We start from the raw sequence: 25,434 nt of genomic DNA, 5'->3' as shown, positions 1-25,434 counted from the left end.
TCACCGCCGTCGGTCGCCGCGCTCGCGACTCCGGAAGAAGTCGCCGGGATCCAGGTCGCCCTCCAGGAAGCGACCGGCGACGAAGCCGATCGCCCCCAACGCCGCCACCAGCAGAAAGGCCCCGAATCCGCCGAAGTACCCGGCGAATCCGAGCGCCATGCCGGCCACCATGCCGACCACCGCCATGCTCATCGTGTGCTCCTCAACTGCCTTCGGTGGAAGGCCTACTGGAGACGTGGCTCGGGCTGGTCCTCGTCGTCGGGCTCGTCGGGCAGCTTCACATCGCTCACCGCGATATTGACCTCGACGACCTCCAGGCCGGTCATCCGCTCGACCGCCGCGATCACGTTCTCCCGTACGTCGCGGGCGACGTCGCCGATCGAGACGCCGTAGTCGACGACGATCTCCAGATCGAGCGCGGTCTGTGATTCACCTACCTCCGCCTTCACCCCGCGGGTGACGGACCTGCCACCACCGGGCACCCGGTCGCGCACCGCGCCGAACGTGCGCGAGAGGCCGCTGCCCATCGCGTGGACGCCGACCACGTCGCGCGCCGCCATTCCCGCGATCTTCTCGACGACACCGTCGGCGATGGTCGTGCGGCCACGGGTGGCCGGGTCTCCGCCACCACGCTTGATGAGCGTGCTCGGCTCCTTGTCGGGGCTGTCGGGACGGTTGCGCTGGGGGGTGTCGGTCATCGCCACTCTTCCCTTCGGGGCAGGTTGGACCTCTTTGCCCACACTAGGTGCGCTTGCCCCGTACCGCGTCATGGATGCGGCAGGCTGGGGAAATGACGACGGCTGACAGCCCGGACAGGGCCGACGGGTGGACGGCGGCGGTTCGACGACGGCTCGGACCGGGTCGGCTGATTCCCCTGGGCGGTCCGGCGGACGGGGCATGGATCTCGGAGCGGGCCGCGGTGGCGGTGCTGCGTGACGCGGTGGGCGGACCGGGTCCCGGTGCGGTGCTCGGGGAGCTCAGGATCCGGGTGGCGGATCCGGACGGGGCCCCGGCCCCGGAAGTGGAACCGCCGCCGAGCGCGCTGCCGCCGGGGCCGCTGTGGATGGAGGCGACCATGTCGGCGATGTCCGACCGGCCGCTGCCCGCGGCGGCGTCGGCGCTGCGCTCGGCGCTGCTGACGGCGGCCGGGCGGCGGCTGGGTCTGGTGGTCGCCGGGGCCGATCTCCGGGTGACGGAACTGCTGGACACCCCGGCCCGGCCGCCGGTGCGGGCGCCCGCACCGGTCGGGGTGCCCGCGGCGAGACCGCAGGGGCCGGCAGGGATCGCGGCCGCGGCTGTTCCCGGTGTCGTGACGCTGACCCGGGTGCTGGGCGATGCCGTGCACACCGGGCCCGATCATGTACGGGTCGAGCTGGCGACCGATCCGGACCATCGGGCGCTCGATGTGGCCCGTGCGGTGCGCGGCGCGGTGGCGGCCGCGGTGGACGGGCACCCCTCGGTCGCGGTGCTGGTCACGGCGGTGGTGGGACGGGACTGATCGCCGGACGGGTCGGGGGCCGGGCCCGCCCGGCGGCGGTCGTCGGTGCTCAGTCGGTGATGCCCGCCAGGTCGCGCAGTCGCCGGCCCTGCGCGGCGCGTTCGGCGGTGCGCTGCTCCTCGTAGCCACGGGAGACGGCGCCGCTCAGCAGCGCCTTGGTCTCCACGACCGCGTCGCGCGGGGCGGCCAGCAGCGCGCCGGCCAGGTCGCGGGCCGCGGAGTCCAGCTCGTCGCCGGGGACCACGAGGTTGGCCAGTCCGGTGCGCTCGGCCTCCTCGGCGTGCACGAAGCGGCCCGTGGCGCAGATTTCGAGCGCGCGGGCGTACCCCACCAGGTGCACCAGGGGGTGGGTGCCGGTGAGGTCGGGGACGAGACCGAGACCGGTCTCACGCATGGCGAACTGAACGTCCTCGGCGACGATCCGCAGATCGCAGGCGAGAGCGAGCTGGAAGCCGGCACCGATCGCATGCCCCTGGACAGCCGCGATCGACACGATGTCGTTGCGGCGCCACCAGGTGAACGCCTCCTGGTACTCGGCGATGGTCGCGTCGAGCTCGGACTCCGGGCCGCGCGCCATGTCGAGGAAGGACGGCTCGCCGTCGAACCCCTCGGGGGTGAACGCCTGCCGGTCGAGACCCGCGGAGAAGGACTTGCCCTCGCCACGGAGCACGACGACCCGCACACTGCCGGGCAGCGCCCGTCCGGCCTCCGTCAACGCCCGCCACAGAGCGGGGGACTGAGCGTTGCGCTTGGCCGGATTGGTGAGGGTCACCGTGGCAACCGCGTCATCGACGGTGAGTCGTACGCCGTCCTGGTCGAGCACAGAGTCGAGCGAGGTCATGGAGCGCCTCCGGTTCGGGTCAGTCAGCAGGTCGAGCCAGGGCCTCGCGTTTGGATCAGGCCGGGCTCGATCCAAACGAAAGATCCTAAGTGACTGAACAGTAACCACCCGATCGACATCACGATCGACCGGGTGGCCACCGCCGAAACCGGTGAGCCCCGGGACGGGCCTGACGACCCTGCCCCGATCCGCCGAGGGCCGTCAGGCCGTGGCGGCCTTCTTGCCTCGTGTCGCTCCGCCGCGTCCACGCAGCGTGACTCCGGACTCACTGAGCATCCGGTGGACGAATCCATAGGAGCGGCCGGTCTCTTCGGCCAACGCCCGGATGCTCGCACCGGAGTCGTACTTCTTCTTCAGGTCTGCCGCGAGCTTGTCGCGCGCGGCGCCGGTAACCCGGCTGCCCTTCTTCAGAGTCTCGGCCACCCGTGCCTCCTCATGGGAAGTGCGCTCTGGACTCTCATGATCACCCCTCGGGGGCTTCCTGGCCACCCATTCGGCAAGGTCCATGCAACCGGATTACCGCCCGGGGAACGGGTCTACACGACCGGAATCCCCCATTCCGTGGGGCTGTGGAGAGGGGTGGGGACAAGCCCGGGATGAACCGCCAGGTCAGGGCCACACGGGGATCGCCGCCCCCGAACGGGTGCGCCCGGCAGCCATCTGCCGGGCGCCGCGCCGAGGTACGAGACGTACTCACGCAGATGATGGATCACGCGTAGGCCGAATGATCCATTCGGAGTGGATCAGACGGTGGCCGGACGGGGATCAGGCCAGGGCGACCAGGTCCTGGTAGTCCGCACCCCACAGGTCCTCGACCCCGTCGGGCAGCAGGATGATGCGCTCCGGCTGAAGGGCCTCGACCGCCCCCTCGTCGTGCGTGACGAGGACGACGGCGCCCTTGTAGGTGCGCAGCGCGCCGAGGATCTCCTCGCGGCTGGCCGGGTCGAGGTTGTTCGTCGGCTCGTCCAGGAGCAGCACGTTGGCGGAGGAGACCACCAGGGTCGCCAGCGCGAGACGGGTCTTCTCGCCGCCGGAGAGGACTCCTGCGGGCTTGTCGACGTCGTCGCCGGAGAAGAGGAACGAGCCCAGCGTCTTGCGGACGTCGACGAGGTCGAGGTCGGGCGCCGCGGAGCGCATGTTCTCCAGCACGGAGCGGTCCGGGTCGAGGGTCTCGTGCTCCTGGGCGTAGTAGCCGAGCTTGAGTCCGTGCCCCTCGATGACCTGGCCGGTGTCGGGCTTCTCGGCGCCGCCGAGGAGCCGGAGCAGCGTGGTCTTGCCCGCGCCGTTGAGTCCGAGGATGACGACCCGGGAGCCCTTGTCGATGGCGAGGTCCACATCGGTGAAGATTTCGAGCGAGCCGTACGACTTGGACAGCCCCTCCGCCATCAGGGGGGTCCTGCCGCACGGCGCGGGCTCGGGGAAGCGCAGCTTGGCGACCTTGTCGGAGACCCGGACGGCCTCCAGGCCGGAGAGCAACCGCTCGGCACGCTTGGCCATGTTCTGCGCGGCGACGGTCTTGGTGGCCTTGGCGCGCATCTTGTCGGCCTGCGAGTTGAGGGCCGCGGCCTTCTTCTCGGCGTTCTGCCGCTCGCGCTTGCGGCGCTTCTCGTCCGCCTCGCGCTGCTGCTGGTAGAGCTTCCAGCCCATGTTGTAGATGTCGATCTGCGAGCGGTTGGCGTCGAGGTAGAAGACCTTGTTGACGACCGTCTCGACGAGCTCGACATCGTGGGAGATCACGATGAAGCCGCCGCGGTAGGTCTTGAGGTAGTCGCGCAGCCAGACGATCGAGTCGGCGTCGAGGTGGTTGGTCGGCTCGTCGAGCAGCAGGATGTCGGCGTCCGAGAACAGGATGCGGGCCAGCTCGACGCGGCGGCGCTGACCGCCGGAGAGCGTGTGGAGCGGCTGTCCGAGCACCCGGTCGGGCAGGCTGAGCGCGGCGGCGATGGTGGCGGCCTCGGCCTCGGCGGCGTAACCGCCCTTGGTGAGGAACTCCGTCTCCAGGCGCTCGTACTTCTTCATCGCCTTCTCACGGGTGGCGCCCTTGCCGTTCGCCATCCGTTCCTCGTTCTCACGCATCTTGCGCAGGATCTCGTCGAGACCGCGGGCGGAGAGGATGCGGTCCCGGGCGAGTACGTCGAGGTCACCGGTGCGCGGGTCCTGCGGGAGGTAGCCGACCTCGCCGGAGCGCGTGATGCTGCCGCCCGCGGGGTTGCCCTCGCCCGCCAGGCACTTGGTGAGCGTGGTCTTGCCCGCTCCGTTGCGGCCGACGAGGCCGATCCGGTCACCCTTGGAGATGCGGAAGGAGGCGGACTCGATGAGGATGCGGGCGCCGGCGCGCAGCTCGATGCCGGAAGCGGTGATCACGGTAAAACTCCAGGGCGGTGTGGACGGCGGACGGGACGATGACTGAGTTCGACTCGACGCCGCTACTCATGCACAGGGAGATTTGCCATGGGGGTCAGTCTACTGGCGGTGTGCAACTTCTTTTCCGCATGAGTTCACGGCACTTGCCGAGGCTCGCTCAGCGCTGCCGCCCCACTCCACCGCGCGACCAAAAAGGGCATCGCCGAGTGAACTGCCCAATACTCGGCGGAGGTGGCGAGACCACCACGGCCGGAGCAGAGGGTGGTGCCCCATGCAGTTCGACGACGACGCGGACCTGGACACGTCCGAGGTCCAGGACGTGCGCGGCAGCCGCGTCCCCGGCGGCAGGGCCACCGTGGGCGGCGGCATCGTGGGGCTCGTCGCGCTGCTGCTGGGGCTGTTCTTCGGTGTCGGTCCCGATCAGCTCGGCCTGTCGTCCGGCGGCTCGGGCACGACGGCGACCGCCTCGTCGGCCGCGCAGGTGCAGCGGACCTGCCGGACCGGGCAGGACGCGAACACCAGGGAGGACTGCCGGATCGTCGCGGTCGTCAACAGCGTGCAGGACTACTGGGGGCAGGAGTTCCGGCGGCGGGGCGGAACGTACACGGACGCCCGGACGGTCCTGTTCACCGACCGGATCGGCACCGCGTGCGGCTCCGCGACCTCGGCGGTCGGGCCGTTCTACTGTCCGGGCGACCGGCAGGTCTATCTGGATCTCGGGTTCTTCGACGAACTGCGGACGAAGTTCGGCTCCGGCGGCGGCCCGTTCGCCCAGGCGTACGTCGTCGCCCATGAATACGGACACCATGTGCAGGACCTCATGGGGACGCTGAGCCGGGCGCAGGGCGGTCGCGCCGGCGCGAACAGCGACGCGGTCAAGATGGAGCTGCAGGCGGACTGCTACGCCGGGGTCTGGGCGCATCACGCGACGACGACGCCCGACGAGTCGACCGGTCGGCCGCTGATCACCTCGCTGACGCGGTCGGACATCCGGGACGGGCTGGACGCGGCCGCCGCGGTCGGGGACGACCGGATCCAGGAGAGGTTCCAGGGCCGGGTCACGCCGGAGTCCTGGACGCACGGTTCGTCCGCGCAGCGGCAGCAGTGGTTCACCGCCGGATTCCGCCGCGGCGACATGGCCGACTGCAACACCTTCCGCTGAACCCGGCCGTTCGCCCGACCGCGGGGCGGTCTCCCTGCCGGGCCGGGTGGGACGGGCCAGGCCGGGCCGTTGTCGGTGGCCGATGGAAGACTGGGACCAGATCTGAGACGCAGATCACAGAATTCGGGGAAGCGCTTCATGGAGTACGGGAAGAGGTGAGCGCCATGGCAGGCGCACCGGCCGGCGTTCCGACGATCTATCCGACGATTCTGTACGACGACGCGAAGGCCGCGATCAAGACGCTGACGGAGGGCCTCGGCTTCACCCAGGAAGCGGTGTACGAGGGTGAGAACAACCAGGTGCTCCACGCGGAGCTGTCCTGCGGCAACGGCAGGGTGATGCTGGGCTCCAAGGGGCGTGAGGGTGTCTTCGCCAAGGCGATGCGGGACGCGGGACCGGCCGGTGTCTACGTCGTGGTGGACGAGGTCGACGCGCATCACGCCCGCGCCGTGGAGCACGGGGTGGAGATCCTGATGCCGCCCACGGACCAGGACTACGGCTCGCGCGACTACATGGCGCGGGACGCGGAGGGCAATGTGTGGAGCTTCGGGACGTACGCGCCGGGGTCGGCCGGCTGAGGGTCTGTCGGGTGGTCTCGGACCGGACGGCGGACGCGGTCCGGTGCGTGCGGTTCTGAGGCGGACGAGGGAGTCGGATGGGGTCTCCCCTGCTCGAACGCGGCTGAGAGCTCGGGGAAGGAGCGTCGGCGACCGACGACGCGGGAAGCATGCGCACCGGACCGCGCCCGCCCGGTCGGAGGCCACCCGACAGGCTCTGACGGCCGGACGGGCCCGGGACCGGGCCCGTCCGGCGCGGACACACCCGTGCTACGCGCCGCCCGTGTGCACCTGGAACGCGGCCCGGCGCATCGCCTTGGCCAGCGCGGGATCCGGGTGCGCGGCGGCCAGGGCGACCAGGACCTGCACGGTACGCGGGTGTCCGACGGCCCGTACCTCGTCCAGCAGCGCCGGGACGGTGCCCTGGACGGCCGAGTCGAGATGGCGGACCAGCAGCCCGGTCTCCCCGTGGTCGGCGACGGCCGCGGCGGTGTCCACCCAGAGCCAGGTGGCCTCCTCCCGGCTGAGGACGTCCTGGGCGTCCTCGGGGTCGGTTCCCTCGTACTCGGCCAGCCACAGCAGTGCGTAGGGGCGCAGCGAGGGGTCGTCGGCGACGGAGCGCACCTCGGGTTCGGCGGGGGCGCCCACGACCCGGAGCGCCTCGAAGGCGAGCCCGCGCAGCAGCGCGTCCTCGCCCCGGGCGACGGCGAGGAGTTCGGCGACGGCGCTGCCGACGGGGCGGGCGGCGAGCCAGGCGCGGTACTCGTCGCGGGCCGGGCCGGGGGTGAGCCGGGCGCAGCCGAGGAGCATGTCGGCGGCGGACTGCTCGATGTTCCCGGCCGGGCTCTGCGCCGCCACGCAGATCTGTTCCAGCTTGACCCAGACCGCCCAGTTGCCGAGCGGGGTGAGGGTGGCGTGCCCGGCGCCCAGGGTGAGCGCACCGACGGCGGCCAGCCCCTCCAGGGCCCAGTCCAGCAGAAGGGCGACCAGGGCGGCGGGGTGTGCCGCGGGGGCGGCATCGGCCGGTCCGGGCACCGCCTGCGGTCCGTACGGCACCTCGCAGCGTTCCTCGTGGAGTTCCGCGACGCGCTGGCCGAGAAGGTCCAGGAGGGCGGGCACGGTGACCGGGCCGGCCGAGAGCTGGAGGAGGGAGAGCACCTGCGGCACGGCCTCGACGGCCTCGGCGACCGCGGTCGACTCGATGCCGTCGGGCGCGGGGTGGACGAGCGACCAGGCGTCGAAGAGCGCCACCCAGCCGCGCAGCACGGCGGAGTCGTCGCGGTCCCAGGCGCGCAGCCGCCAACCGGGACGTGCGGTGCCCCCGTGCAGTTCGACGAGTCCGGCGAGGCGGGCCCGGTCCCAGCCGGAGCGCACCTGGGCCGGGGACAACTCCAGGGCCGTCGCGGCCCGTTCGAGAGCGTGGGCGGCCGGCGGCGGAGCGCCGGGGATCGCGCCGTCCGCCGCCCAGCGGGCGATCCGTACGGCGTCGGCGAGGGCCGTCCTGGCCTGGCGGGCCAGTTCCGCCCGGGGTGGGGTGCCCTCCGGGGGGCGCGGGGCCGGCCTGGTGCGCCGGGTGGTCACGGCCTTGCGAGCGGTGGCGAGGGGTCGCGGGCGGACAAGTCGCAGCCTGGAGTCGCGCGGAGTACGGGACGTCACGGGGAGCAGTCTTGCCCCTGACGGCCCGAAAGCCCAAACGGAACCTTGATTCGCGGGCGGTGGGGTGCCGGGCCGGCTCCGGCACCGAACGGCCGATCCCTCGCATCGGCTCACATCAGAGGCGTGAGGAAGCGGCGCAGGATCTCTTCGTAGTGGACCGGATCGGCATTCCACATCGCCGCATGCGGAGCCTGCGGTACGGCGTGCAGCGCCACGAGTTCCGGGCGACGGGCGGCGAGATCGCGGGAGGGCTGCCAGGGGGCCAGGGTGTCGTCCGGGCCGTGGAAGATCAGGGTCGGGGCACGGAGCGCCGATGCGATCGAGTCGTCCAGGAGCCGGGCGCCGTGCAGCCCGGTCTGCCCCTGCGCGGCCCGTACGGCGAGCGGCAGCAACACGGCGGGGACGCCGCGGGCGGCGGCCAGGGCGCGCAGCGTGGCGGCCCAGTCCAGGACCGGGGAGTCGAGGACGAGGCCGCCGATCCGGTCGCGCAGCGCGGAGTTGACGGCCGCGTGCAGCGCCATCGAGGCGCCGGTGGACCAGCCGTGCAGGACGACCTTCTCGGCCCCGTACCGCACGGCGAAGCGGATCGCCGCGTCCAGGTCGCGCCATTCGGATTCGCCGAGATGGGCGAGGCCGTCGGGGGAACGCGGGGCCCCGGCGTCACCGCGGTAGGCGAGATCGAGCACGGGCAGCCGCAGATCGTGCAGGAACCCCATGACGTTCATGGGGTGTTCCCAGGTGGTCCCGAGCCCGTGCACGGTGATCACCCAGGTGTCGCGGGGGCCGGGCAGGAACCAGGCGGGCAGGGTGCCGAGTTCACCGGGGATCCCGACCTCCTCGTATTCGAGGCCGAGGGCCGAGGCGGGGTCGCCGCTGTGCAGCTGCGGGGTGATCCGGACCTGGGCGCCGGGTTCCAGGCTGCCTCGGTCGACGCGTTCGAGTCTGCGGACGACGGTGTCGGGGGCGTGGTGGGCGTGTTCGATCACCGGGCCGACCACGGCGTGGAGGTCGTCGCCCACCAGTCCGTATGTACCGGGCCGCAGGGCGGCGAAGGAGCGGGTCAGGGTGATCTGCCCGGCGGCCGTGGCATGCACGGTGAGTCTGCGGTCGGCCGGGAGCGGTCGTCCGGACGGCGCCCTGAGGGCGGCGTCGCTGGCGTACCGGCCGGCGGCGACCGCTGCCGCACCGACGCCGAGGATCGTGGTGACGGCTGCTGCCGTGACTGTTGCCGGGCGCACGGCTCCAGTGTCGTGGGGTGTTGTGCACCCTGCCAGCGGACGGGGCCGTCCGGTGGCCCGGTGGGGGCGGGACCGGCCGGGTCAGCCCGGCTGTCCGTACCCCTTCAGTGCTTCCTGTACGTCGCGCAGCTGGGCCGCGGAGAGGAGGTTCGGGGTCCGTCCGGGTACGGAGCTCGCGGCGAGCCAGAGCCGGCAGAGCCATTCCAGCTGGGCGGTCCGGTCGTACGCCTCTTCGAGGGTGGCTCCGTGGGTGACGGTCCCGTGGTTCTGGAGCAGGCAGCCCGTGCGGTCCCGCAGGGCGGCGAGCATGTTCTCGGCCAGCTCCTCGGTTCCGTAGCGCGCGTAGGCCGCGACCCGGACGGTGCCGCCGAGCATGGCGGCGGCGTAGTGGACCGGGGGCACCTCGGGGACCAGGGTGGAGACGGCCGTGGCGTGCACCGCGTGGGTGTGCACGACAGCGGCCGCGTCGCTGTTCCGGTAAATCGCGAGATGGAGCGGGAGTTCGCTGGTCGGGGCCAGTTCGCCGAGGACTCGGTTGCCCTCCAGATCGACGCCGACGACGTCTTCGGGGCCGAGCCTCTCGTACGGCACTGCGCTGGGGGTGACCAGGACCGTCCCGCCGACCCTGGCCGACACGTTTCCCGAGGTTCCCACGACGAGGCCGTCCGCCGCCGTCCTGCGGGCGGTGGCGACGACCGCGTCCCAGGCCCGTCCGATCGCGTCCCGCTGCTGATCGCTCATGCGGAGATCCTGTCAGCCCGGATGCCGAACGGACATGCGATCGGCCACAGAAGTCACAAACCGGTGAAGTTCTCAAAAGGGGTGTCGGGGGCCGAAATCAGCCCCCTGGAGGCCCCGTCCCGGGCACGTGCCGCACCGGGGAGGACAAACAGCGTGACCCGCCTCCGCTTCGAGTCACCACAGTGCCCTTCTCAGTTCATCTTCCGTTCACCCAGGTTGCCTACGGTCCACGTGCCAATGACGTCGAACGATTGCCTGGGTAAATGGAACACATCACGCTGCTCCTCGCGATTGTGATCGTGACAGCTCTAGTGTTCGATTTCACGAACGGTTTCCACGACACCGCCAACGCGATGGCGACGACCATCTCGACCGGTGCGCTCAGACCGAAGACAGCGGTGGCCATGTCCGCCGTTCTCAACCTCGTCGGCGCGTTCCTGTCCGTGGAGGTCGCCAAGACGATCTCCGGCGGGATCATCAACGAGGACGGGTTGCGGACAGAAGTCATCTTCGCGGCACTCGTCGGCGCCATTCTCTGGAATCTGCTGACCTGGCTGGTCGGACTGCCGTCCAGCTCCTCGCACGCCCTGTTCGGCGGCCTGATCGGTGCCGCCGTGATGTCGGCGGGCTGGTCGTCGGTCAACGGCGGCACGGTCGTCACCAAGGTTCTGCTCCCCGCCGTCGCCGCCCCGATCGTCGCCGGCCTGGCCGCGCTGCTGGCCACCAGGCTGACGTACCGGATCGGCGGGAAGATCCGCAACGACGCCCAGGAGAAGGCCACCGCCAAGGGCTACCGCGCCGGTCAGATCGCCTCGGCCGGACTGGTCTCCCTCGCCCACGGCACCAACGACGCGCAGAAGACCATGGGCATCATCACCCTGGCCCTGGTCACCGGCGGCGTCCTGCACCCCGGCGCCAACCCGCCGGTCTGGGTCATCGTCGCCGCCGGTACGGCCATCGCGCTCGGCACCTACCTGGGCGGCTGGCGCATCATCCGCACCATGGGCAGCGGCCTCACCGACCTCAGGCCGCCGCAGGGCTTCGCCGCCCAGACCAGCGCGGCCACGGTCATCCTGGCCTCCTCGCACCTCGGCTTCTCCCTCTCCACCACCCAGTCCTGCTCCGGCGCCGTCATGGGCGCGGGTCTCGGCCGTCAGGGCGGTGTGGTCCGCTGGTCCACCGCCACCCGGATGTTCGTCGCCTGGGGTCTGACCCTGCCGGCCGCGGGCCTGGTCGGCGCGGGCGCGGAACTCCTCACCAAGCAGGGCACCTGGGGGGTCGTCGTCGTCGCGGCGCTGCTGGTCGCGGGCTCCGGCTCGATCTGGCTGGTGTCGCGCCGCAAGCCGGTCGGCCACGGCGACGTCGCGCCGGCGGACGGCGCGGCCGAGCCCGCAGGCGTCGTCACCACGGCCATCGCCGCCGTCAGCCCGCCGCCCACCGCGGCCCAGGCCACGGCCCAGGACCTCAAGACCACCATTCCGGCCCCGGCCGGAACCCCCCAGGACCCGGCGCGACCCGCCACCGTCTAGTGCCGTGACCGGCAATGTTTGCCCCGTGAGGAGTGTCGTCCAGTGCGTGCGATCGCAAGGCGGCCGGAAGTCCTTGTAGCGGAGCTACCAGGACTTTTGGCCAACGCCGCGAGCGTGCGTGCTGGACGGCGCGACGGGGCAAAGCTTGCCGGGAGAGGCACTGGGCCGGCCGTCCAAAGAGCGTCCGGCAATCGGAGGGCGGCGTCGCGGCATCTGCCGCGTCGTCGTCAATCGCCGTGGCGCCGCCGTGACTCAATCCTCCGCCGTGCGGCTGCACGCACCCAACCCCGTGCCTTCTCCCACCCCCCGATTGTCGGACGCTCTAAGGATTCAGCATGAACATCGACTGGGCAGCCCTCGGCTCCGTCTTCGGCGTCTCCCTCGTTGTCACCGTCGCACTGGTGGGTCTCTTCACCCTGGGCATCGTCGGTCTCTCCAAGCAGCCCGAACCGGCGGCGCAGGGCGGCTCCGGCGGCTCGCTGCTGCTGGCCCGCGCCGGCGCGTACATCTGCTTCGGGCTGTGCGCGGCGGCGGTCGCGTACGGGATCTATCTGATCGTCGCCTGAGCCCTCCCCCGCGCACTCCCCGACGGGCCGGACACACCTCGTGTGGCCGGCCCGTTCCGGCGTGCCCGGCACGATGTGGGCCTCAGCACACTGCGCCGACGCAGGTCAACGGCAAGTTGACGGGCGTTCGCGGAGCGTGGTGGACTGCCGGAGCCAATTACGGCGACAGCAGAGGAAGCCGGTGCGAATCCGGCGCGGTCCCGCCACTGTCACCGGGGAGCAGTCCCCCACACCGGAAGTCACGGCGCGCGCGAGCGGGCTGGAAGGCCGGGGGAACTGCGGATCCGGGAGCCAGGAGACTCTCGTCGCCGGTCACGTCGAACCAGGGCGCGGACCCTGAGTGAGGACATATCGCCATGCCTGGCTGCCGTGCGTCCGTTGCTGTGGCGCTCTCGTCGAGAGCCGCCTGTACGAAGGTCCTTCGAGGCGCGTCGGCCGGTTGAGCCGTGCGTGCCGACCGCATCTTCGCGTACGGCGCCACGGCCGGTCTGATCGGCGACCTGCTGCTCGGTGACCCCCGCAGGGGGCATCCGGTCGCCGCCTTCGGGCGGGCCGCGGCGGGCGTCGAACGCCGTCTGTGGCGCGACCACCGCGGGTGGGGCGCGCTGCACACCCTCGTCCTGGCCGGGGGCGCCGCGGGTGGTGCCGCGCTGATCACCCGTGCCGTGCGCGGCCGTCCCGCCGCCCGTGTCGCGCTGACCGCGGCCGCCACCTGGTCCGTCGTCGGCGGTACGTCCCTGGGGCGTGAGGCCCTGACGATCGGTGACGCCCTGGCGGCCGGCGACATCGGCTCGGCCCGCGAACGGCTGCCGCATCTGTGCGGACGCGACCCGCACTCCCTCGACGGACCGCAGATCGCCCGCGCCGTGGTGGAGTCCGTGGCCGAGAACACCTCGGACGCGGTGGTCGGCGCCCTGGTGTGGGGCGCGCTGGGCGGGGTGCCGGGGCTCGTCGGCTTCCGGGCCGTCAACACCCTCGACGCCATGGTCGGCCACAAGTCCCCCCGCCACCGGCGCTACGGCTGGGCCTCCGCCCGCCTCGACGACATCGCCGGCTGGCCCGGTGCCCGGCTCACGGCCCTGCTCGCCGTGGCCGCCGGGGGGCGGCCACGTGGCGCGGTACGGGCCTGGCGGGCCGACGCCGCCAAGCACCCGAGCCCCAACGCGGGCCCGGTGGAGGCCGCGTTCGCGGGCGCGCTCGGCGTGCGGCTCGGCGGGACCCTCGCGTACGGCGGAAGGGTCGAGCACCGCCCCGTCCTCAACGGGGCACAGGGCCGGGCGGTGGAGACCGAGGACATCGAACGCGCGGTACGGCTGTCGCGCCGGGTGAGCGCGCTCGCCCTGGGCGTGTGCGTGGCGGGACGGCTGGGCGCCGGCCTCGCCGCACGACGCATCGCGGGGCGCCGGACCGCGGCAACTGCCGCGGCAGGGACTCGGATCGCAGGACGGAGACATACATGAGCGGCGGGCTGCTGGTCGCCGGAACCACCTCGGACGCGGGCAAGAGCGTCGTCACGGCGGGCATCTGCCGCTGGCTCGTGCGCCAGGGCGTGAAGGTGGCGCCGTTCAAGGCGCAGAACATGTCGCTGAACTCGTTCGTCACCCGCGAGGGCGCCGAGATCGGGCGCGCCCAGGCCATGCAGGCCCAGGCCGCGCGGGTGGAGCCGTCCGCGCTGATGAACCCCGTCCTGCTCAAGCCCGGCGGCGACCGCTCCAGCCAGGTCGTCCTGATGGGCCGGCCGGTCGGCGAGATGAGCGCACGCGGCTACCACGGGGGCCGGCAGGAAGCGCTCCTCTCCACGGTCGTGGACTGTCTGGAGCGGCTTCGGGGCACCTATGACGCAGTGATCTGCGAGGGGGCGGGCAGTCCGGCCGAGATCAATCTGCGGCGCACGGACATCGTGAACATGGGCATCGCACGAGCGGCCCGCTTCCCGGTGGTGGTCGTCGGCGACATCGACCGCGGGGGCGTCTTCGCCTCCTTCTTCGGTACGACGGCGCTGCTCGACGCCGAGGACCAGTCGCTGATCGCGGGCTACCTCGTCAACAAGTTCCGCGGTGACGTGTCGCTGCTGGAGCCGGGCCTGGAGATGCTGCGCGGGATCACCGGACGGCGGACGTACGGGGTGCTGCCCTTCGCCCACGGCCTCGGCATCGACGAGGAGGACGGGCTGCGGGTCTCGTTGCGCGGGACCGTGCGCGAGTCGGTCGTCGCGCCGCCGCACGGCGAGGACGTGCTGCGCGTCGCCGTGTGCGCCGTACCGCTGATGTCGAACTTCACCGATGTGGACGCGCTGGCCGCCGAACCGGGCGTCGTCGTGCGGTTCGTGGACCGCGCCGAGGAGCTGGCCGACGCCGACCTCGTCGTCGTGCCGGGCACCCGCGGCACCGTGAAGGCGCTGGCCTGGCTGCGCGAGCGCGGTCTCGCCGACGCCCTGGTCCGGCGCGCCGCCGAGGGCGGACCGGTCCTCGGCATCTGCGGCGGCTTCCAGATCCTCGGCGAACACATCGAGGACGAGGTCGAGTCGCGGGCCGGGCACGTCGACGGCCTCGGCCTGCTGCCCGTACGCGTCCGCTTCGACCGCGAGAAGACCCTCGCCCGCCCCTCGGGCGAGGCGCTCGGCGCCCCCGTCGAGGGGTACGAGATCCATCACGGCGTCGCCGACGTACACGGCGGCGAGGCGTTCCTGGACGGCTGCCGGGCCGGCGCCGTGTGGGGCACCCACTGGCACGGCTCGCTGGAGAGCGACGAATTCCGCCGCCGCTTCCTGACCGAGATCGCGCGGGCCGCCGGCCGACGCTTCGTCCCCGCCCCCGACACCGCCTTCGCCACGCTGCGCGAGGAACAGCTCGATCGCCTCGGCGACCTCATCGAGGAACACGCGGACACCGACGCGCTGCTCCGGCTCATCGAGTCGGGCGCGCCCTCAGGACTTCCCTTCATCGCCCCCGGAGCACCTGGAGCACGCGCATGAACGCACCTACGAGCACCGTGCTGTTGCTGTCGACCGCCGACACGGACCTCCTGGCCGCCCGCGCCTCCGGCGCGCCGTACCGGATCGGCAACCCCACCCGCCTCGACGCCCACGAGGAACTCCCCGCACTGATCGAGGGTTCCTCCGTCGCCGTCGTCCGTCTCCTGGGCGGCAAACGCGCCTGGGAGGACGGGCTGGCCGTCCTCAAGGCGTCCGGCATCCCCACCGTGCTGCTGGGCGGCGAGGCCGTGCCGGACGCGGAGCTGATGGCCGAGTCGTCCGTGCCGGCCGGTGTCGTCGCCGAGGCGCTGCGCTACCTCGTGGAGGGCGGCCCCGGAAACCTCGTGGAACTGGCCCGCTTCCTCTCCGACACCGTCCTGCTGACCGGTCACGGCTTCGCCGAGCCGCAGACGATGCCCGAGTGGGGCCTGCACGGCGGCCGTGAGTTCGTCGAGGGCCGCCCGACCGTCGGCGTGCTCTTCTACCGGGCGCACCAGCTCTCGGGGAACACGTCGTTCGTGGACGTCCTCTGCGACGCGGTCGAGGCACGCGGCGCCAACGCCCTGCCGGTGTACTGCGGTTCGCTGCGCGGCGCGGACGCCGGTCTCTACGAGCTGCTCGGCAGGGCGGACGCCCTGGTCGCCACGGTCCTCGCGGCGGGCGGCACCCGCGCGTCGGACGCCTCCGCCGGGGGCGACGACGAGGCCTGGGACATCGGCGCGCTGGCCGATCTGGACGTTCCGGTGCTGCAGGGCCTGTGCCTGACCTCCTCGCATGCCGCGTGGGAGGCGTCGGACGCCGCGCTCTCCCCCATGGACGCCGCCATGCAGGTCGCGATCCCCGAGTTCGACGGCCGGCTGATCACCGTCCCGTTCTCCTTCAAGGAGCAGGGACCCGACGACGTGCCGGTGTACCGCGCCGACCCCGAGCGCGCCGCGCGTGTCGCCGGTATCGCGGTGCGCCACGCCGCTCTCAAGCACAAGGCGAACGCCGAGAAGAAGCTCGCGCTCGTCTTCACCGCCTACCCGACCAAGCACTCCCGCGTCGGCAACGCCGTCGGCCTGGACACGCCCGCGTCGGCGGTACGGGTCCTGGACGCCCTGCGGGAGGCCGGTTACGCGGTCGACGGGTACCCGGACAACGGCGACGAGCTGATCCACCGTCTGATCGAGGCCGGTGGGCACGACGTCGAGTGGCTGACCGAGGATCAGCTCGCGGCCGCCCCCGCGCGGGTGCCGCTCGCCGACTACCGGGCCTGGTTCGACACGCTGGAACCGGGGCTGCGCGACTCGATGCTGGAGCACTGGGGCGAGCCGCCGGGTTCGCTGTACGTGGACGGGGACGAGATCGTCCTCGCCTCGCTGCAGTTCGGGAACGTGGTGGTGCTGATCCAGCCGCCGCGCGGCTTCGGCGAGAACCCGATCGCGATCTACCACGACCCGGACATGCCGCCGTCGCACCACTACATGGCGACGTACCGCTGGCTGGAGAACTCGTTCGGCGCGGACGCCGTCGTCCACATGGGCAAGCACGGGACGATGGAGTGGCTGCCGGGCAAGGGCCTCGGCCTGTCCGCCGGCTGCGGACCCGACGCCGTACTCGGCGAACTGCCGCTGATCTACCCGTTCATCGTCAACGACCCGGGCGAGGGCACCCAGGCCAAGCGACGCGGACACGCCACGGTGGTGGACCATCTGGTGCCGCCGATGGCCCGTGCCGACACCTATGGCGACCTGGCCAAGCTGGAGCAGTTGCTCGACGAGTACGCACTGGTCAGCGATCTCGACCCGGCCAAGGCTCCCGCGGTGCGGGCGCAGATCTGGACGCTGGTGAAGGCCGCCGAGCTGCACCACGACCTCCATGTCGACGAACAGCCGGGCGACGACGACTTCGACTCGTTCGTCATGCACATCGACGGCTACCTCTGCGAGATCAAGGACGTCCAGATCCGCGACGGTCTGCACGTCCTCGGCGGCGGTCCCGTCGACGAGGCGCGGGTCAACCTGGTGCTGGCCGTGCTGCGCGCCTCCCAGGTGTGGGGCGGCACGGCGAACGCGCTGCCGGGGCTGCGGGCCACGATCGCCGGGCACTTCGGGCTCAGCGAGAAGGAGTTGCTGGCCGAGCCCGGCGCCGCGGTCAAGGTGCCGGTCGAACTGACCGAGCTGGTCGAGGGTCCGGCGCGCACCGGATCCGACGCGATCGATCTGCTGGAGCGGCTGTGCCGCCGGCTCGCGGAGGGCATGGAGGAGCGCGGCTGGGACATCGCCGCCGCGGCGGGGCTGGTGCGGGACGTGCTGGGCTTCGAACTCCCGGACGCGGTGGCCGTGCTGGGCTTCGCGTGCGAGGAGGTCGTACCGCGGCTGGCGCGGACGACGGACGAGATCGACCACATCCTGCGGGCCCTGGACGGCGGTTTCGTACCGGCCGGCCCGTCCGGATCGCCCACGCGCGGGCTCGTCAATGTGCTGCCGACGGGACGCAACTTCTACTCCGTGGACCCGAAGGCGATTCCGTCGCGGCTGTCGTGGGAGGTCGGTCAGTCGCTCGCCGACTCCCTGATCGCCCGGTATCTCACCGACACGGGCGACTACCCGAAGTCGGTCGGCCTGACCGTGTGGGGCACCTCCGCCATGCGTACCCAGGGCGACGACATCGCGGAGATCCTGGCGCTGCTCGGCTGCCGGCCGGTGTGGGACGACGCCTCGCGGCGGGTGACCGGGTTCGAGGTCGTGCCGGTGAGTGAGCTGGGGCGCCCCCGCATCGATGTGACGGTGCGGATCTCCGGGTTCTTCCGCGACGCGTTCCCGCATGTGGTGGGGCTGATCGACGACGCGGTGCGGGCCGTGGCGGAGCTGGACGAGCCGGCCGACGCCAACTACGTACGGGCGCACGCCGACGAGGACACGGCGGTCCACGGCGACCGGCGGCGGGCCACGGCACGTGTCTTCGGGTCCAAGCCGGGGGCGTACGGGGCAGGGCTGCTGCCGCTGATCGACGCGCGGAACTGGCGCAGCGACGCGGACCTGGCCGAGGTGTACGCGGTCTGGGGCGGTTACGCGTACGGGCGCGGGCTCGACGGGCGGGCGGCGCGCGGCGACATGGAGACGGCGTTCCGGCGGATCGCGGTGGCGGCGAAGAACGTCGACACGCGCGAGCACGACCTGGTCGACGCGGACGACTACTTCCAGTACCACGGCGGCATGGTCGCCATGGTGCGGCATCTGACCGGCGAGTCGCCGGAGGCGTACGTCGGTGACAGCGCCACGCCGGACCAGGTGAAGACGCGGACGCTGGGCGAGGAGACGCATCGCGTTTTTCGGGCGCGGGTGGTGAATCCGCGGTGGATGGCGGCAATGCGGCGCCACGGCTACAAGGGTGCCTTCGAGATGGCCGCGACCGTGGATTACCTCTTCGGGTACGACGCCACGGCGGGGGTCGTCGACGACTGGATGTACGAGAAGCTCAGCGCGGAGTACGTCTTCGACTCGGAGAACCGGGACTTCATGCGGAAGTCCAATCCGTGGGCGCTGAGGGGCATCACCGAACGCCTGCTGGAAGCAGCGGATCGGGGCCTTTGGGCGGAGCCGGACCAGGAGACCCTGGACCGGCTCCGGGCGACCTACCTCGAACTTGAGGGTGATCTGGAGGGAGAAGCGTGATCTCCCTGGAAAACCCCGCGGTGGCGGGGAGCACGTCATCCCGCGCAGTGCCCACGGGTTCGACTTCGGACCACCCCCGCGTCGGCGGGGACTACGGCAACAGCCTGGCAGCCTCCTCAGACTGCGGCGCCCTGCCAGTGCATCAGCCACTCGAAGGAGTGATCGCAGCGTGAGTACCCCGTTTCCCTTCACCGCCGTCGTCGGGCAGGACGATCTCCGGCTCGGGCTGCTGCTGAACGCCGTCTCTCCCGCTGTCGGCGGAGTGCTGGTGCGTGGCGAGAAGGGCACCGCCAAGTCCACGGCCGTGCGCGCCCTCGCCGCGCTCATGCCCGAGGTCTCCGTCGTCCCCGGCTGCCGGTTCTCGTGCGACCCCGCATCGCCCGATCCGGCGTGTCCGGACGGCCCCCACGAACCCGGGACCGGCGAGTCGCGCAAGGCGCGCACGGTCGAGCTGCCCGTCGGCGCGTCCGAGGACCGGCTCGTCGGCGCGCTCGACATCGAGCGGGCGCTCGCCGAGGGCGTGAAGGCCTTCGAGCCGGGGCTGCTCGCCGACGCGCATCGCGGGATCCTGTACGTCGACGAGGTCAACCTCCTCCACGACCACCTCGTGGACCTGCTGCTGGACGCCGCCGCCATGGGCGCCTCGTACGTGGAGCGCGAAGGCGTCTCCGTACGGCACGCCGCACGTTTCCTGCTCGTCGGGACGATGAACCCCGAAGAGGGGGAACTGCGACCGCAGTTGCTCGACCGGTTCGGGCTGACCGTCGAGGTCGCCGCGTCCCGCGAGACCGATCAGCGGGTCGAGGTCGTGCGGCGACGCCTGGCGTACGACGACGATCCGGCGGGATTCGCCGCCATGTGGGCCGACGAGGAGGGTGCGTTGCGCGCCCGGATCGTCGCCGCGCGGGCCCTGCTCCCCGAAGTGCGCCTCGGCGACAAGGCGTTGCGGCAGATCGCGGCCACCTGCGCAGCCTTCGAGGTCGACGGGATGCGCGCGGACATCGTCATGGCACGGACGGCCACGGCGCTGGCCGCGTGGGCGGGACGTACGGATGTGCTCGCCGAGGACGTGCGGCAGGCCGCTCTGCTCGCGCTCCCGCACCGGCGTCGGCGCAACCCCTTCGACGCGCCGGGCCTGGACGAGGACAAGCTCGACGACACGCTGGAGCAGAACAGCGGCGAGGACGACGACCCGGATCCGGACGGCCCCGGTGGCGGCGGCCGTCCCCCGCGGGGCGACGGCCCCGACACGCCGCCGCAGCCCGAGGGCGAGGCCGGCGACACGCCCGCGCAGTCCGTGCCCGAGCAGGGGCAGGGCCAGGGGCAGCGGTCTTCCGGGGGCGGTGAGCAGCAGCCCGTACGCGCCGCCGAGCCGTTCCGTACGAAGATGCTGAGCGTGCCCGGTCTGGGCGAGGGCGCGGCGGGGCGGCGGTCCCGGGCGCGTACCGAGCACGGCCGTACGACCGGCGCACGGCGTCCGCAAGGCGCCCTGACCAAGCTGCATCTGGCGGCGACCGTGCAGGCCGCCGCCCCGCATCAGCGGGCACGCGGGCGGTCGGGGCGGGGACTGGTGGTCCGGCGGGACGATCTGCGGCAGGCGACACGGGAGGGGCGCGAGGGAAACCTCGTGCTGTTCGTGGTGGACGCCTCCGGGTCGATGGCCGCCCGGCAGCGGATGAGCGCCGTGAAGGGTGCGGTCCTTTCGCTGCTGCTGGACGCGTATCAGCGGCGGGACAAGGTCGGGCTCATCACCTTCCGGGGCAGGGACGCCGAGGTGGTACTGCCTCCGACGTCGTCGGTGGACGCGGCGGCGGCGCGGCTGGAGATGCTGCCGACCGGGGGACGCACCCCCGTGGCGGCCGGGCTGCTGAAGGCCCATGAGGTGCTGCGGGTGGAGCGGCTGCGCGATCCGTCGCGGCGGCCGTTGCTGGTCGTGGTGACCGACGGGCGGGCGACCGGGGGGCCCGAGCCGGTGGCGCTGGCGTCGCGGGCGGCGCGGCTGCACGAGGCCGAGGGCACCGCCTCCGTCGTCGTGGACTGCGAGTCGGGGCCGGTACGGCTCGGTCTCGCGGGAGGTCTCGCGCGCGATCTGGGCGGTACCGCCGTCACGCTCGACGAACTGCGGGCCGACTCGATCGCCGGGCTCGTCAGGGACGTTCAGGGAACCAGCAGGAGGGCCGCGTAATGCCGCAGGGACAGCCGACCACCGTGCCGGACGACGGGCTCACCACCCGTCAGCGCCGCAACCGCCCGCTGCTGGTGGTGCACACCGGGATCGGGAAGGGGAAGTCGACGGCGGCCTTCGGGCTGGCACTGCGCGCCTGGAATCAGGGGTGGCCGATCGGGGTCTTCCAGTTCGTCAAGTCGGCGAAGTGGAAGGTCGGCGAGGAGAACGCGCTGAAGGTCCTCGGGGCCAGCGGCGAGGGCGGGTCCGTCGCCTGGCACAAGATGGGCGAGGGCTGGTCGTGGGTGCAGCGCGACAAGCAGCTGAACAACGAGGAGGCGGCGCGCGAGGGCTGGGAGCAGGTCAAGCGCGACCTGGCCGCCGAGACGTACCGGCTCTACGTACTCGACGAGTTCGCGTACCCGATGCACTGGGGCTGGGTCGACACCGACGAGGTGATCGAGGTGCTGCGGAGCCGTCCCGGTACGCAGCATGTGGTCATCACCGGGCGCAACGCGCCCGAGAAGCTGGTGGCGGCCGCCGACCTGGTGACCGACATGTCGAAGGTCAAGCACCCGATGGACGCCGGTCAGAAGGGTCAGCGGGGCATCGAATGGTGAGGGGCCCGCGGTGAACGTTCCGCGTCTGGTGATCGCCGCGCCCGCTTCGGGGAGCGGCAAGACCACCGTGGCCACGGGGCTGATGGCGGCCTTCGCGGGGCGGGGTCTTGCCGTGTCCGCGCACAAGGTCGGGCCCGACTACATCGATCCCGGGTACCACACGCTGGCCACGGGACGCCCTGGGCGCAACCTCGACGCGTACATGTGCGGGTCCGAGCTGATCGCCCCACTGTTCGCGCACGGGGCGCTGGGCTGCGACCTGGCGGTCGTCGAAGGTGTGATGGGGCTGTACGACGGGGCGTCGGGGGAAGGCGAGCTGGCGTCCACCGCCCAGGTCGCGAAGCTGCTGCGGGCGCCCGTGGTGCTGGTCGTCGACGCGTCGTCGCAGTCGCGGTCCGTGGCCGCGCTGGTGCACGGCTTCGCCTCGTGGGATCCGCGGGTGCGGATCGGCGGGGTGATCCTGAACAAGGTCGGCTCCCCGCGGCACGAGGCGCTGTTGCGGGACGCGTTGGACGAGTCGGGCGTGCCGGTGCTGGGGGTGCTGCGGCGGACGGAGCGGGTGGCCGTGCCGTCGCGGCATCTGGGGCTGGTGCCGGTGGCCGAGCGACGGGCCGACGCGTCGGCCGCCGTGGCGGCGATGGCGGACCGGGTGCGGGCGGGATGCGACCTGGACGCGCTCATGGCGTTGGCCCGGTCGGCGCCCGGGGTGCCGGGTGAGGTGTGGGACGCGGCCGGTGCGGTCGCCGGGTGCGGCGGGCCGGTTGCCGGGGCCGCAAGGGTCGCCGTCGCGGCCGGGCCCGCGTTCACGTTCTCCTACGCCGAGCACACCGAGCTGCTCGCCGCCGCCGGGGCCGAGGTCGTGCCGTTCGATCCGTTGCGGGACGAGGCGTTGCCCGAGGGCACTCGGGGGCTGGTCGTCGGTGGCGGATTCCCGGAGGTGTACGCGTCGGAGCTGTCGGCCAACGAGGCGCTGCGCAAGGCCGTTGTCGAGCTGGTGGAGTCCGGGGCGCCGGTGGCTGCCGAGTGCGCGGGGCTGTTGTATCTGGCCCGTTCGCTCGACGGACTGCCGATGTGCGGGGTGCTCGATGCCCGGGGTCGGATGTCCGAACGGCTGACGCTCGGCTACCGGGAGGCCGTGGCGGTCTCCGACAGCGTGCTGGCGGCGCCCGGGACGCGGGTGCGCGGGCACGAGTTCCACCGGACCGTGCTGGAGCCGGGCGCCGGGGCGCAGCCGGCGTGGGGTCTGCATCAGCCGGAGCGCCGTGTGGAGGGGTTCGTCCAGCAGGGCGTGCATGCCAGTTATCTGCATACGCATGGGGCTTCGGCGCCCGGTATGGCCCGCCGATTCGTTGAGAGGTGCAAGGGATGAACCACGGTCACGGTACGAGCAGGCTGGTCGGCGTCGGTGTCGGGCCCGGTGACCCGGAGCTGGTGACCGTCAAGGGCGTGAACGCGCTGCGTGACGCGGCGGTCGTCGTCGTGCCGGTGATGGACACCGGTGAGCGGGGGCGGGCCGAGACGACGGTGCTGCACTACGTGTCGGCCGACAAGGTCGTGCGGGTGGTGTTCGCGCTGAACGAGCGGACGGACCGGGCGCGCCGGGAGGCGGCGTGGGACGCGGCGGGCGAGCGGGTCGCGGAGCTGCTGCGTACGCACGGTTCGGTGGCGTTCGCGACGATCGGCGACCCCAATGTGTACTCGACGTTCACGTATCTCGCGCACACGATCGGTGAGTTGCTGCCGGGGACGGCCGTGGAGACCGTGCCGGGGATCACCGCCATGCAGGATCTGGCCGCCCGCAGCGGTGCGGTGCTGACGGAGGGCACGGAGCCATTGACGCTGGTGCCGGTTACCGCCGGGGCCGCGGTCCTCAAGGAGGCTCTCGAAGGTCCGGGAACGGTCGTCGCGTACAAGTTCGGGCGGCTGGCCGCGGAGGTGGCCGCGGCGCTGCGGGAGACGGGACGTGCCGAGGACGCGGTGTGGGGTTCGGCGCTCGGGCTGCCCGAGGAGTCGATACGGCCGGCGGCGGAGCTGGACGAGGGGCCGTTGCCGTATCTGTCGACGCTGATCGCGCCCGCGCCGCGCGACGGCGGGCGGGGTGGGAAGTTGTGAGGCGCCGGGGTCCGGCACGGTGGTCAGTCCGCGATGCCCACCACCAGCCAGATGAAGCCCACACCCGCCACGGTGCACAGCAGCGTGGAGCGGGCCGGATGTGCGTGGTGTGCCTCGGGCAGGATCTCGGCGGCGGCGAGGTAGAGCAGTACACCGCCGAAGAAGCCGAGATAGCAGCCGAGCGCTTCCTCCGGAAGGGTGAACAGCAGCGTGGTCGCCGCGCCCACGAGCGGTGCCAGGGCGTCCGCGAGCACCATGGACACGGCCTTGCGGCGGGCGTTCCCGTACAGGCTGGTGACCGTGTAGGTGTTGAAGCCGTCGGCGAAGTCGTGCGTGATGACGGCGAGGGCGACGGCGGCTCCCATGCCGGCGCCCACCTGGAAGGCCGCACCGAGCGCGACACCGTCCATCAGGCTGTGGCCGACCATCGCCGCCGCTGCCGTGAGTCCGACCTGCGGCACCCTGCCCTCGCCCGCGCCGTGTGCCGCCTGGCGTACGGCGAGCAGACGCTCCACCAGATGGGCGGCCAGGAAGCCGCCCACGAACAGCAGCAGGGCCGCCGGGACGCCGAAGACCGGATCGCCCGCGGCACCGATCGCCTCCGGCAGCAGATCCAGGCCGACCACGCCGAGCATCAGTCCGCCGGCGAAGCCGAGCACCAGGTGACGGCGGTCGGTGACGCGTTGGGCGACCCAGCCGCCGGCCAGGGTCATCAGGAACGCGCCGAGCGCGACGAACACCGCCATGCGCTCTTGCTAGCCGATTGACCCCGGTGCGCGCATCTCACCGCGCCCTGTCTCACGTCCCGCCCGTCTGTCCGCTATTCCGCCTTCCCCGCTTTCTCAGCTTTCTCCGCTTCTCTCGTTTTCCGTTTCCCGAAAGGACCCCGTCCCATGTCCGAAGCAGTCGACGCAGCCGGCACGGTCGCCGCGCCCACCCACGGCAAGGTGACGTTCGTCGGTGCCGGCCCCGGCGCCGCCGATCTGCTGACCTTCCGGGCGGCGCGGGCCATCGCGGACGCCGACGTCGTCATCTGGGCGGCCAGCCTGGTGCAGGCGGAAGTTCTGGAGCATGCCCGGGAGGGCGCGGAGATCCTCGACTCGGCGCAGATGTCGCTGGAGCAGGTCGTCGCCGTCTACGAACGCGCGGCGGCCGAGGGGCTGAAGGTGGCCCGTATCCACTCCGGCGATCCGGCGCTGTGGGGCGGCACGCAGGAACAGGTCGACCGCTGTGCCGGCCTGGGGGTCGCGGTCGAGATCGTGCCGGGGGTGTCGTCGTTCTCCGCCGTCGCGGCGATCGCGCAGCGGGAGCTGACGATTCCGGAGGTCGCGCAGTCCGTGATCCTGACCCGTCTCGGTGGCGGCAAGACGCCGATGCCGCCGGGCGAGGAAGTACGGGAATTCGCGCGCCACGGCACGACGATGGCGCTGTTCCTGTCGGCCGCCCGGTCGGGCCAGCTCACCCAGGAGCTGCTGGAGGGCGGCTATCCGACGTCGACGCCGGTCGTGATCGCGTACCAGGCGACCTGGCCGGAGGAGCTGATACTGCACTGCACGATCGGAACCCTGGAGGAAACGGTCAAGGAGCACAAGCTCTGGAAGCACACCCTCTTCCTGGTCGGCCCGGCGCTTTCGGCTTCGGGGACACGCTCGCATCTCTACCACCCGGGGCACTTCCACGGCTTCCGCAAGGCCGACAAGGCGGCGCGGGCCGAACTGCGCGCCCGGCGGTCCGGCTCGTGAACCCGGTCTTC

22 protein-coding genes and 1 riboswitch are annotated in these 25,434 nt (G+C 72.2%); of the genes, 13 read left to right on the top strand and 9 right to left on the bottom strand.

What is annotated here, in order from left to right; all coding sequences use genetic code 11:
* Complete coding sequence (locus ACIQCZ_RS23445) at nucleotides 1–192, bottom strand: hypothetical protein (protein ID WP_351083660.1); 192 nt, start codon at nucleotides 190–192, stop codon at nucleotides 1–3.
* A 32-nt stretch (nucleotides 193–224) separates the two neighbouring features.
* Nucleotides 225–698, bottom strand: a complete 474-nt coding sequence (locus tag ACIQCZ_RS23440; protein WP_376220622.1) for an Asp23/Gls24 family envelope stress response protein — start codon at nucleotides 696–698, stop codon at nucleotides 225–227.
* Between the two features lie 92 nt (nucleotides 699–790).
* Between ACIQCZ_RS23440 and ACIQCZ_RS23435 the strand changes: the two genes are divergently transcribed.
* On the top strand, nucleotides 791–1,498 hold the full coding sequence (locus tag ACIQCZ_RS23435) for a hypothetical protein (protein ID WP_402284631.1): 708 nt from the start codon (nucleotides 791–793) through the stop codon (nucleotides 1,496–1,498).
* Nucleotides 1,499–1,547: 49 nt separating this feature from the next.
* On the opposite strand, the gene ACIQCZ_RS23430 is transcribed toward ACIQCZ_RS23435, so the two are convergent.
* The 3 genes from ACIQCZ_RS23430 to ACIQCZ_RS23420 form a co-directional block, all read right to left on the bottom strand.
* Nucleotides 1,548–2,339 carry an enoyl-CoA hydratase/isomerase family protein gene (locus ACIQCZ_RS23430; protein WP_402284630.1) on the bottom strand — a complete coding sequence of 264 codons (792 nt, stop codon included), beginning with the start codon at nucleotides 2,337–2,339 and terminating at the stop codon, nucleotides 1,548–1,550.
* A 201-nt stretch (nucleotides 2,340–2,540) separates the two neighbouring features.
* Nucleotides 2,541–2,762 carry a helix-turn-helix domain-containing protein gene (locus ACIQCZ_RS23425; protein ID WP_018518904.1) on the bottom strand — a complete coding sequence of 74 codons (222 nt, stop codon included), beginning with the start codon at nucleotides 2,760–2,762 and terminating at the stop codon, nucleotides 2,541–2,543.
* A gap of 342 nt (nucleotides 2,763–3,104) precedes the next feature.
* Complete coding sequence (locus tag ACIQCZ_RS23420; protein ID WP_376210109.1) at nucleotides 3,105–4,703, bottom strand: ABC-F family ATP-binding cassette domain-containing protein; 1,599 nt, start codon at nucleotides 4,701–4,703, stop codon at nucleotides 3,105–3,107.
* 271 nt (nucleotides 4,704–4,974) lie between these two features.
* Here ACIQCZ_RS23420 and ACIQCZ_RS23415 point away from each other — a divergent pair, with 271 nt between their 5' ends.
* On the top strand, nucleotides 4,975–5,865 hold the full coding sequence (locus ACIQCZ_RS23415; protein WP_402284629.1) for a neutral zinc metallopeptidase: 891 nt from the start codon (nucleotides 4,975–4,977) through the stop codon (nucleotides 5,863–5,865).
* A 164-nt stretch (nucleotides 5,866–6,029) separates the two neighbouring features.
* A complete protein-coding gene (locus tag ACIQCZ_RS23410; RefSeq protein ID WP_402284628.1) occupies nucleotides 6,030–6,443 on the top strand; it encodes a VOC family protein in 414 nt (137 codons plus the stop codon).
* 249 nt (nucleotides 6,444–6,692) lie between these two features.
* Here ACIQCZ_RS23410 and ACIQCZ_RS23405 read toward each other — a convergent pair whose 3' ends face one another.
* From ACIQCZ_RS23405 to ACIQCZ_RS23395, 3 genes are all read right to left on the bottom strand, one after another.
* The gene (locus ACIQCZ_RS23405; protein WP_402284687.1) at nucleotides 6,693–8,003 is read right to left on the bottom strand and encodes a hypothetical protein; all 1,311 of its coding nucleotides are present in this window, start codon (nucleotides 8,001–8,003) and stop codon (nucleotides 6,693–6,695) included.
* A gap of 185 nt (nucleotides 8,004–8,188) precedes the next feature.
* Entirely contained in the window at nucleotides 8,189–9,316 is a 1,128-nt protein-coding gene (locus tag ACIQCZ_RS23400; RefSeq protein WP_402284627.1) for an alpha/beta hydrolase, read from the bottom strand.
* An 81-nt stretch (nucleotides 9,317–9,397) separates the two neighbouring features.
* Entirely contained in the window at nucleotides 9,398–10,057 is a 660-nt protein-coding gene (locus tag ACIQCZ_RS23395) for a class II aldolase/adducin family protein (RefSeq protein WP_402284626.1), read from the bottom strand.
* A 263-nt stretch (nucleotides 10,058–10,320) separates the two neighbouring features.
* On the opposite strand from ACIQCZ_RS23395, the gene ACIQCZ_RS23390 reads away from it, so the two are divergent.
* The 9 genes from ACIQCZ_RS23390 (at nucleotide 10,321) to cobI (ending at nucleotide 23,681) form a co-directional block, all read left to right on the top strand.
* Nucleotides 10,321–11,586, top strand: a complete 1,266-nt coding sequence (locus ACIQCZ_RS23390; protein WP_402284625.1) for an anion permease — start codon at nucleotides 10,321–10,323, stop codon at nucleotides 11,584–11,586.
* A 335-nt stretch (nucleotides 11,587–11,921) separates the two neighbouring features.
* Nucleotides 11,922–12,152: a hypothetical protein gene (locus ACIQCZ_RS23385; protein ID WP_376275408.1), complete on the top strand. Its 231-nt coding sequence runs from the start codon at nucleotides 11,922–11,924 to the stop codon at nucleotides 12,150–12,152.
* A gap of 170 nt (nucleotides 12,153–12,322) precedes the next feature.
* A riboswitch (cobalamin riboswitch) is annotated at nucleotides 12,323–12,454 on the top strand.
* A gap of 144 nt (nucleotides 12,455–12,598) precedes the next feature.
* The gene (locus ACIQCZ_RS23380; protein ID WP_402284624.1) at nucleotides 12,599–13,612 is read left to right on the top strand and encodes a cobalamin biosynthesis protein; all 1,014 of its coding nucleotides are present in this window, start codon (nucleotides 12,599–12,601) and stop codon (nucleotides 13,610–13,612) included.
* A complete protein-coding gene (locus tag ACIQCZ_RS23375; protein ID WP_402284623.1) occupies nucleotides 13,609–15,126 on the top strand; it encodes a cobyric acid synthase in 1,518 nt (505 codons plus the stop codon). Before ACIQCZ_RS23380 ends, ACIQCZ_RS23375 begins: the two co-directional genes overlap by 4 nt.
* Complete coding sequence (gene cobN / locus ACIQCZ_RS23370; protein WP_402284622.1) at nucleotides 15,123–18,785, top strand: cobaltochelatase subunit CobN; 3,663 nt, start codon at nucleotides 15,123–15,125, stop codon at nucleotides 18,783–18,785. Before ACIQCZ_RS23375 ends, cobN begins: the two co-directional genes overlap by 4 nt.
* Before the next feature lie 169 nt (nucleotides 18,786–18,954).
* Entirely contained in the window at nucleotides 18,955–20,970 is a 2,016-nt protein-coding gene (locus ACIQCZ_RS23365) for a putative cobaltochelatase (protein ID WP_402284621.1), read from the top strand.
* Nucleotides 20,970–21,569 (top strand): cob(I)yrinic acid a,c-diamide adenosyltransferase, encoded by a 600-nt coding sequence (gene cobO / locus ACIQCZ_RS23360; protein ID WP_402284620.1) that lies wholly within the window; start codon nucleotides 20,970–20,972, stop codon nucleotides 21,567–21,569. Before ACIQCZ_RS23365 ends, cobO begins: the two co-directional genes overlap by 1 nt.
* A gap of 10 nt (nucleotides 21,570–21,579) precedes the next feature.
* Entirely contained in the window at nucleotides 21,580–22,938 is a 1,359-nt protein-coding gene (locus ACIQCZ_RS23355) for a cobyrinate a,c-diamide synthase (protein ID WP_402284619.1), read from the top strand.
* Complete coding sequence (gene cobI / locus ACIQCZ_RS23350) at nucleotides 22,935–23,681, top strand: precorrin-2 C(20)-methyltransferase (RefSeq protein WP_402284618.1); 747 nt, start codon at nucleotides 22,935–22,937, stop codon at nucleotides 23,679–23,681. The genes ACIQCZ_RS23355 and cobI overlap by 4 nt, the downstream gene beginning before the upstream one ends.
* A 23-nt stretch (nucleotides 23,682–23,704) precedes the next feature.
* Here the strand turns inward: cobI and ACIQCZ_RS23345 are convergent, their stop codons facing one another.
* Complete coding sequence (locus ACIQCZ_RS23345) at nucleotides 23,705–24,427, bottom strand: ZIP family metal transporter (protein WP_402284617.1); 723 nt, start codon at nucleotides 24,425–24,427, stop codon at nucleotides 23,705–23,707.
* Between the two features lie 147 nt (nucleotides 24,428–24,574).
* Between ACIQCZ_RS23345 and cobM the strand changes: the two genes are divergently transcribed.
* Nucleotides 24,575–25,423, top strand: a complete 849-nt coding sequence (gene cobM / locus ACIQCZ_RS23340; protein WP_402284616.1) for a precorrin-4 C(11)-methyltransferase — start codon at nucleotides 24,575–24,577, stop codon at nucleotides 25,421–25,423.
* Nucleotides 25,424–25,434 lie beyond the last annotated feature (11 nt).

This window comes from Streptomyces sp. NPDC093149, from assembly GCF_044754145.1.
Taxonomy (GTDB): Bacteria; Actinomycetota; Actinomycetes; order Streptomycetales; family Streptomycetaceae; genus Streptomyces.
The sequence above is the reverse complement of the archived record's forward strand: the minus strand, read 5'-3'. Positions and strand labels throughout refer to the sequence as shown.

Excerpts from the sequence above, each read along its gene's own strand:
- cobM (WP_402284616.1), top strand. The coding sequence starts at position 24,575 with ATGTCCGAAGCAGTCGACGCAGCCGGCACGGTCGCCGCGCCCACCCAC.
- cobO (WP_402284620.1), top strand. The coding sequence starts at position 20,970 with ATGCCGCAGGGACAGCCGACCACCGTGCCGGACGACGGGCTCACCACC.
- ACIQCZ_RS23390 (WP_402284625.1), top strand. The coding sequence starts at position 10,321 with ATGGAACACATCACGCTGCTCCTCGCGATTGTGATCGTGACAGCTCTA.
- ACIQCZ_RS23385 (WP_376275408.1), top strand. The coding sequence starts at position 11,922 with ATGAACATCGACTGGGCAGCCCTCGGCTCCGTCTTCGGCGTCTCCCTC.
- ACIQCZ_RS23440 (WP_376220622.1), bottom strand. The coding sequence starts at position 698 with ATGACCGACACCCCCCAGCGCAACCGTCCCGACAGCCCCGACAAGGAG.
- ACIQCZ_RS23445 (WP_351083660.1), bottom strand. The coding sequence starts at position 192 with ATGAGCATGGCGGTGGTCGGCATGGTGGCCGGCATGGCGCTCGGATTC.
- ACIQCZ_RS23395 (WP_402284626.1), bottom strand. The coding sequence starts at position 10,057 with ATGAGCGATCAGCAGCGGGACGCGATCGGACGGGCCTGGGACGCGGTC.
- cobI (WP_402284618.1), top strand. The coding sequence starts at position 22,935 with ATGAACCACGGTCACGGTACGAGCAGGCTGGTCGGCGTCGGTGTCGGG.
- ACIQCZ_RS23430 (WP_402284630.1), bottom strand. The coding sequence starts at position 2,339 with ATGACCTCGCTCGACTCTGTGCTCGACCAGGACGGCGTACGACTCACC.
- ACIQCZ_RS23415 (WP_402284629.1), top strand. The coding sequence starts at position 4,975 with ATGCAGTTCGACGACGACGCGGACCTGGACACGTCCGAGGTCCAGGAC.
- ACIQCZ_RS23435 (WP_402284631.1), top strand. The coding sequence starts at position 791 with ATGACGACGGCTGACAGCCCGGACAGGGCCGACGGGTGGACGGCGGCG.
- cobN (WP_402284622.1), top strand. The coding sequence starts at position 15,123 with ATGAACGCACCTACGAGCACCGTGCTGTTGCTGTCGACCGCCGACACG.
- ACIQCZ_RS23410 (WP_402284628.1), top strand. The coding sequence starts at position 6,030 with ATGGCAGGCGCACCGGCCGGCGTTCCGACGATCTATCCGACGATTCTG.
- ACIQCZ_RS23375 (WP_402284623.1), top strand. The coding sequence starts at position 13,609 with ATGAGCGGCGGGCTGCTGGTCGCCGGAACCACCTCGGACGCGGGCAAG.
- ACIQCZ_RS23345 (WP_402284617.1), bottom strand. The coding sequence starts at position 24,427 with ATGGCGGTGTTCGTCGCGCTCGGCGCGTTCCTGATGACCCTGGCCGGC.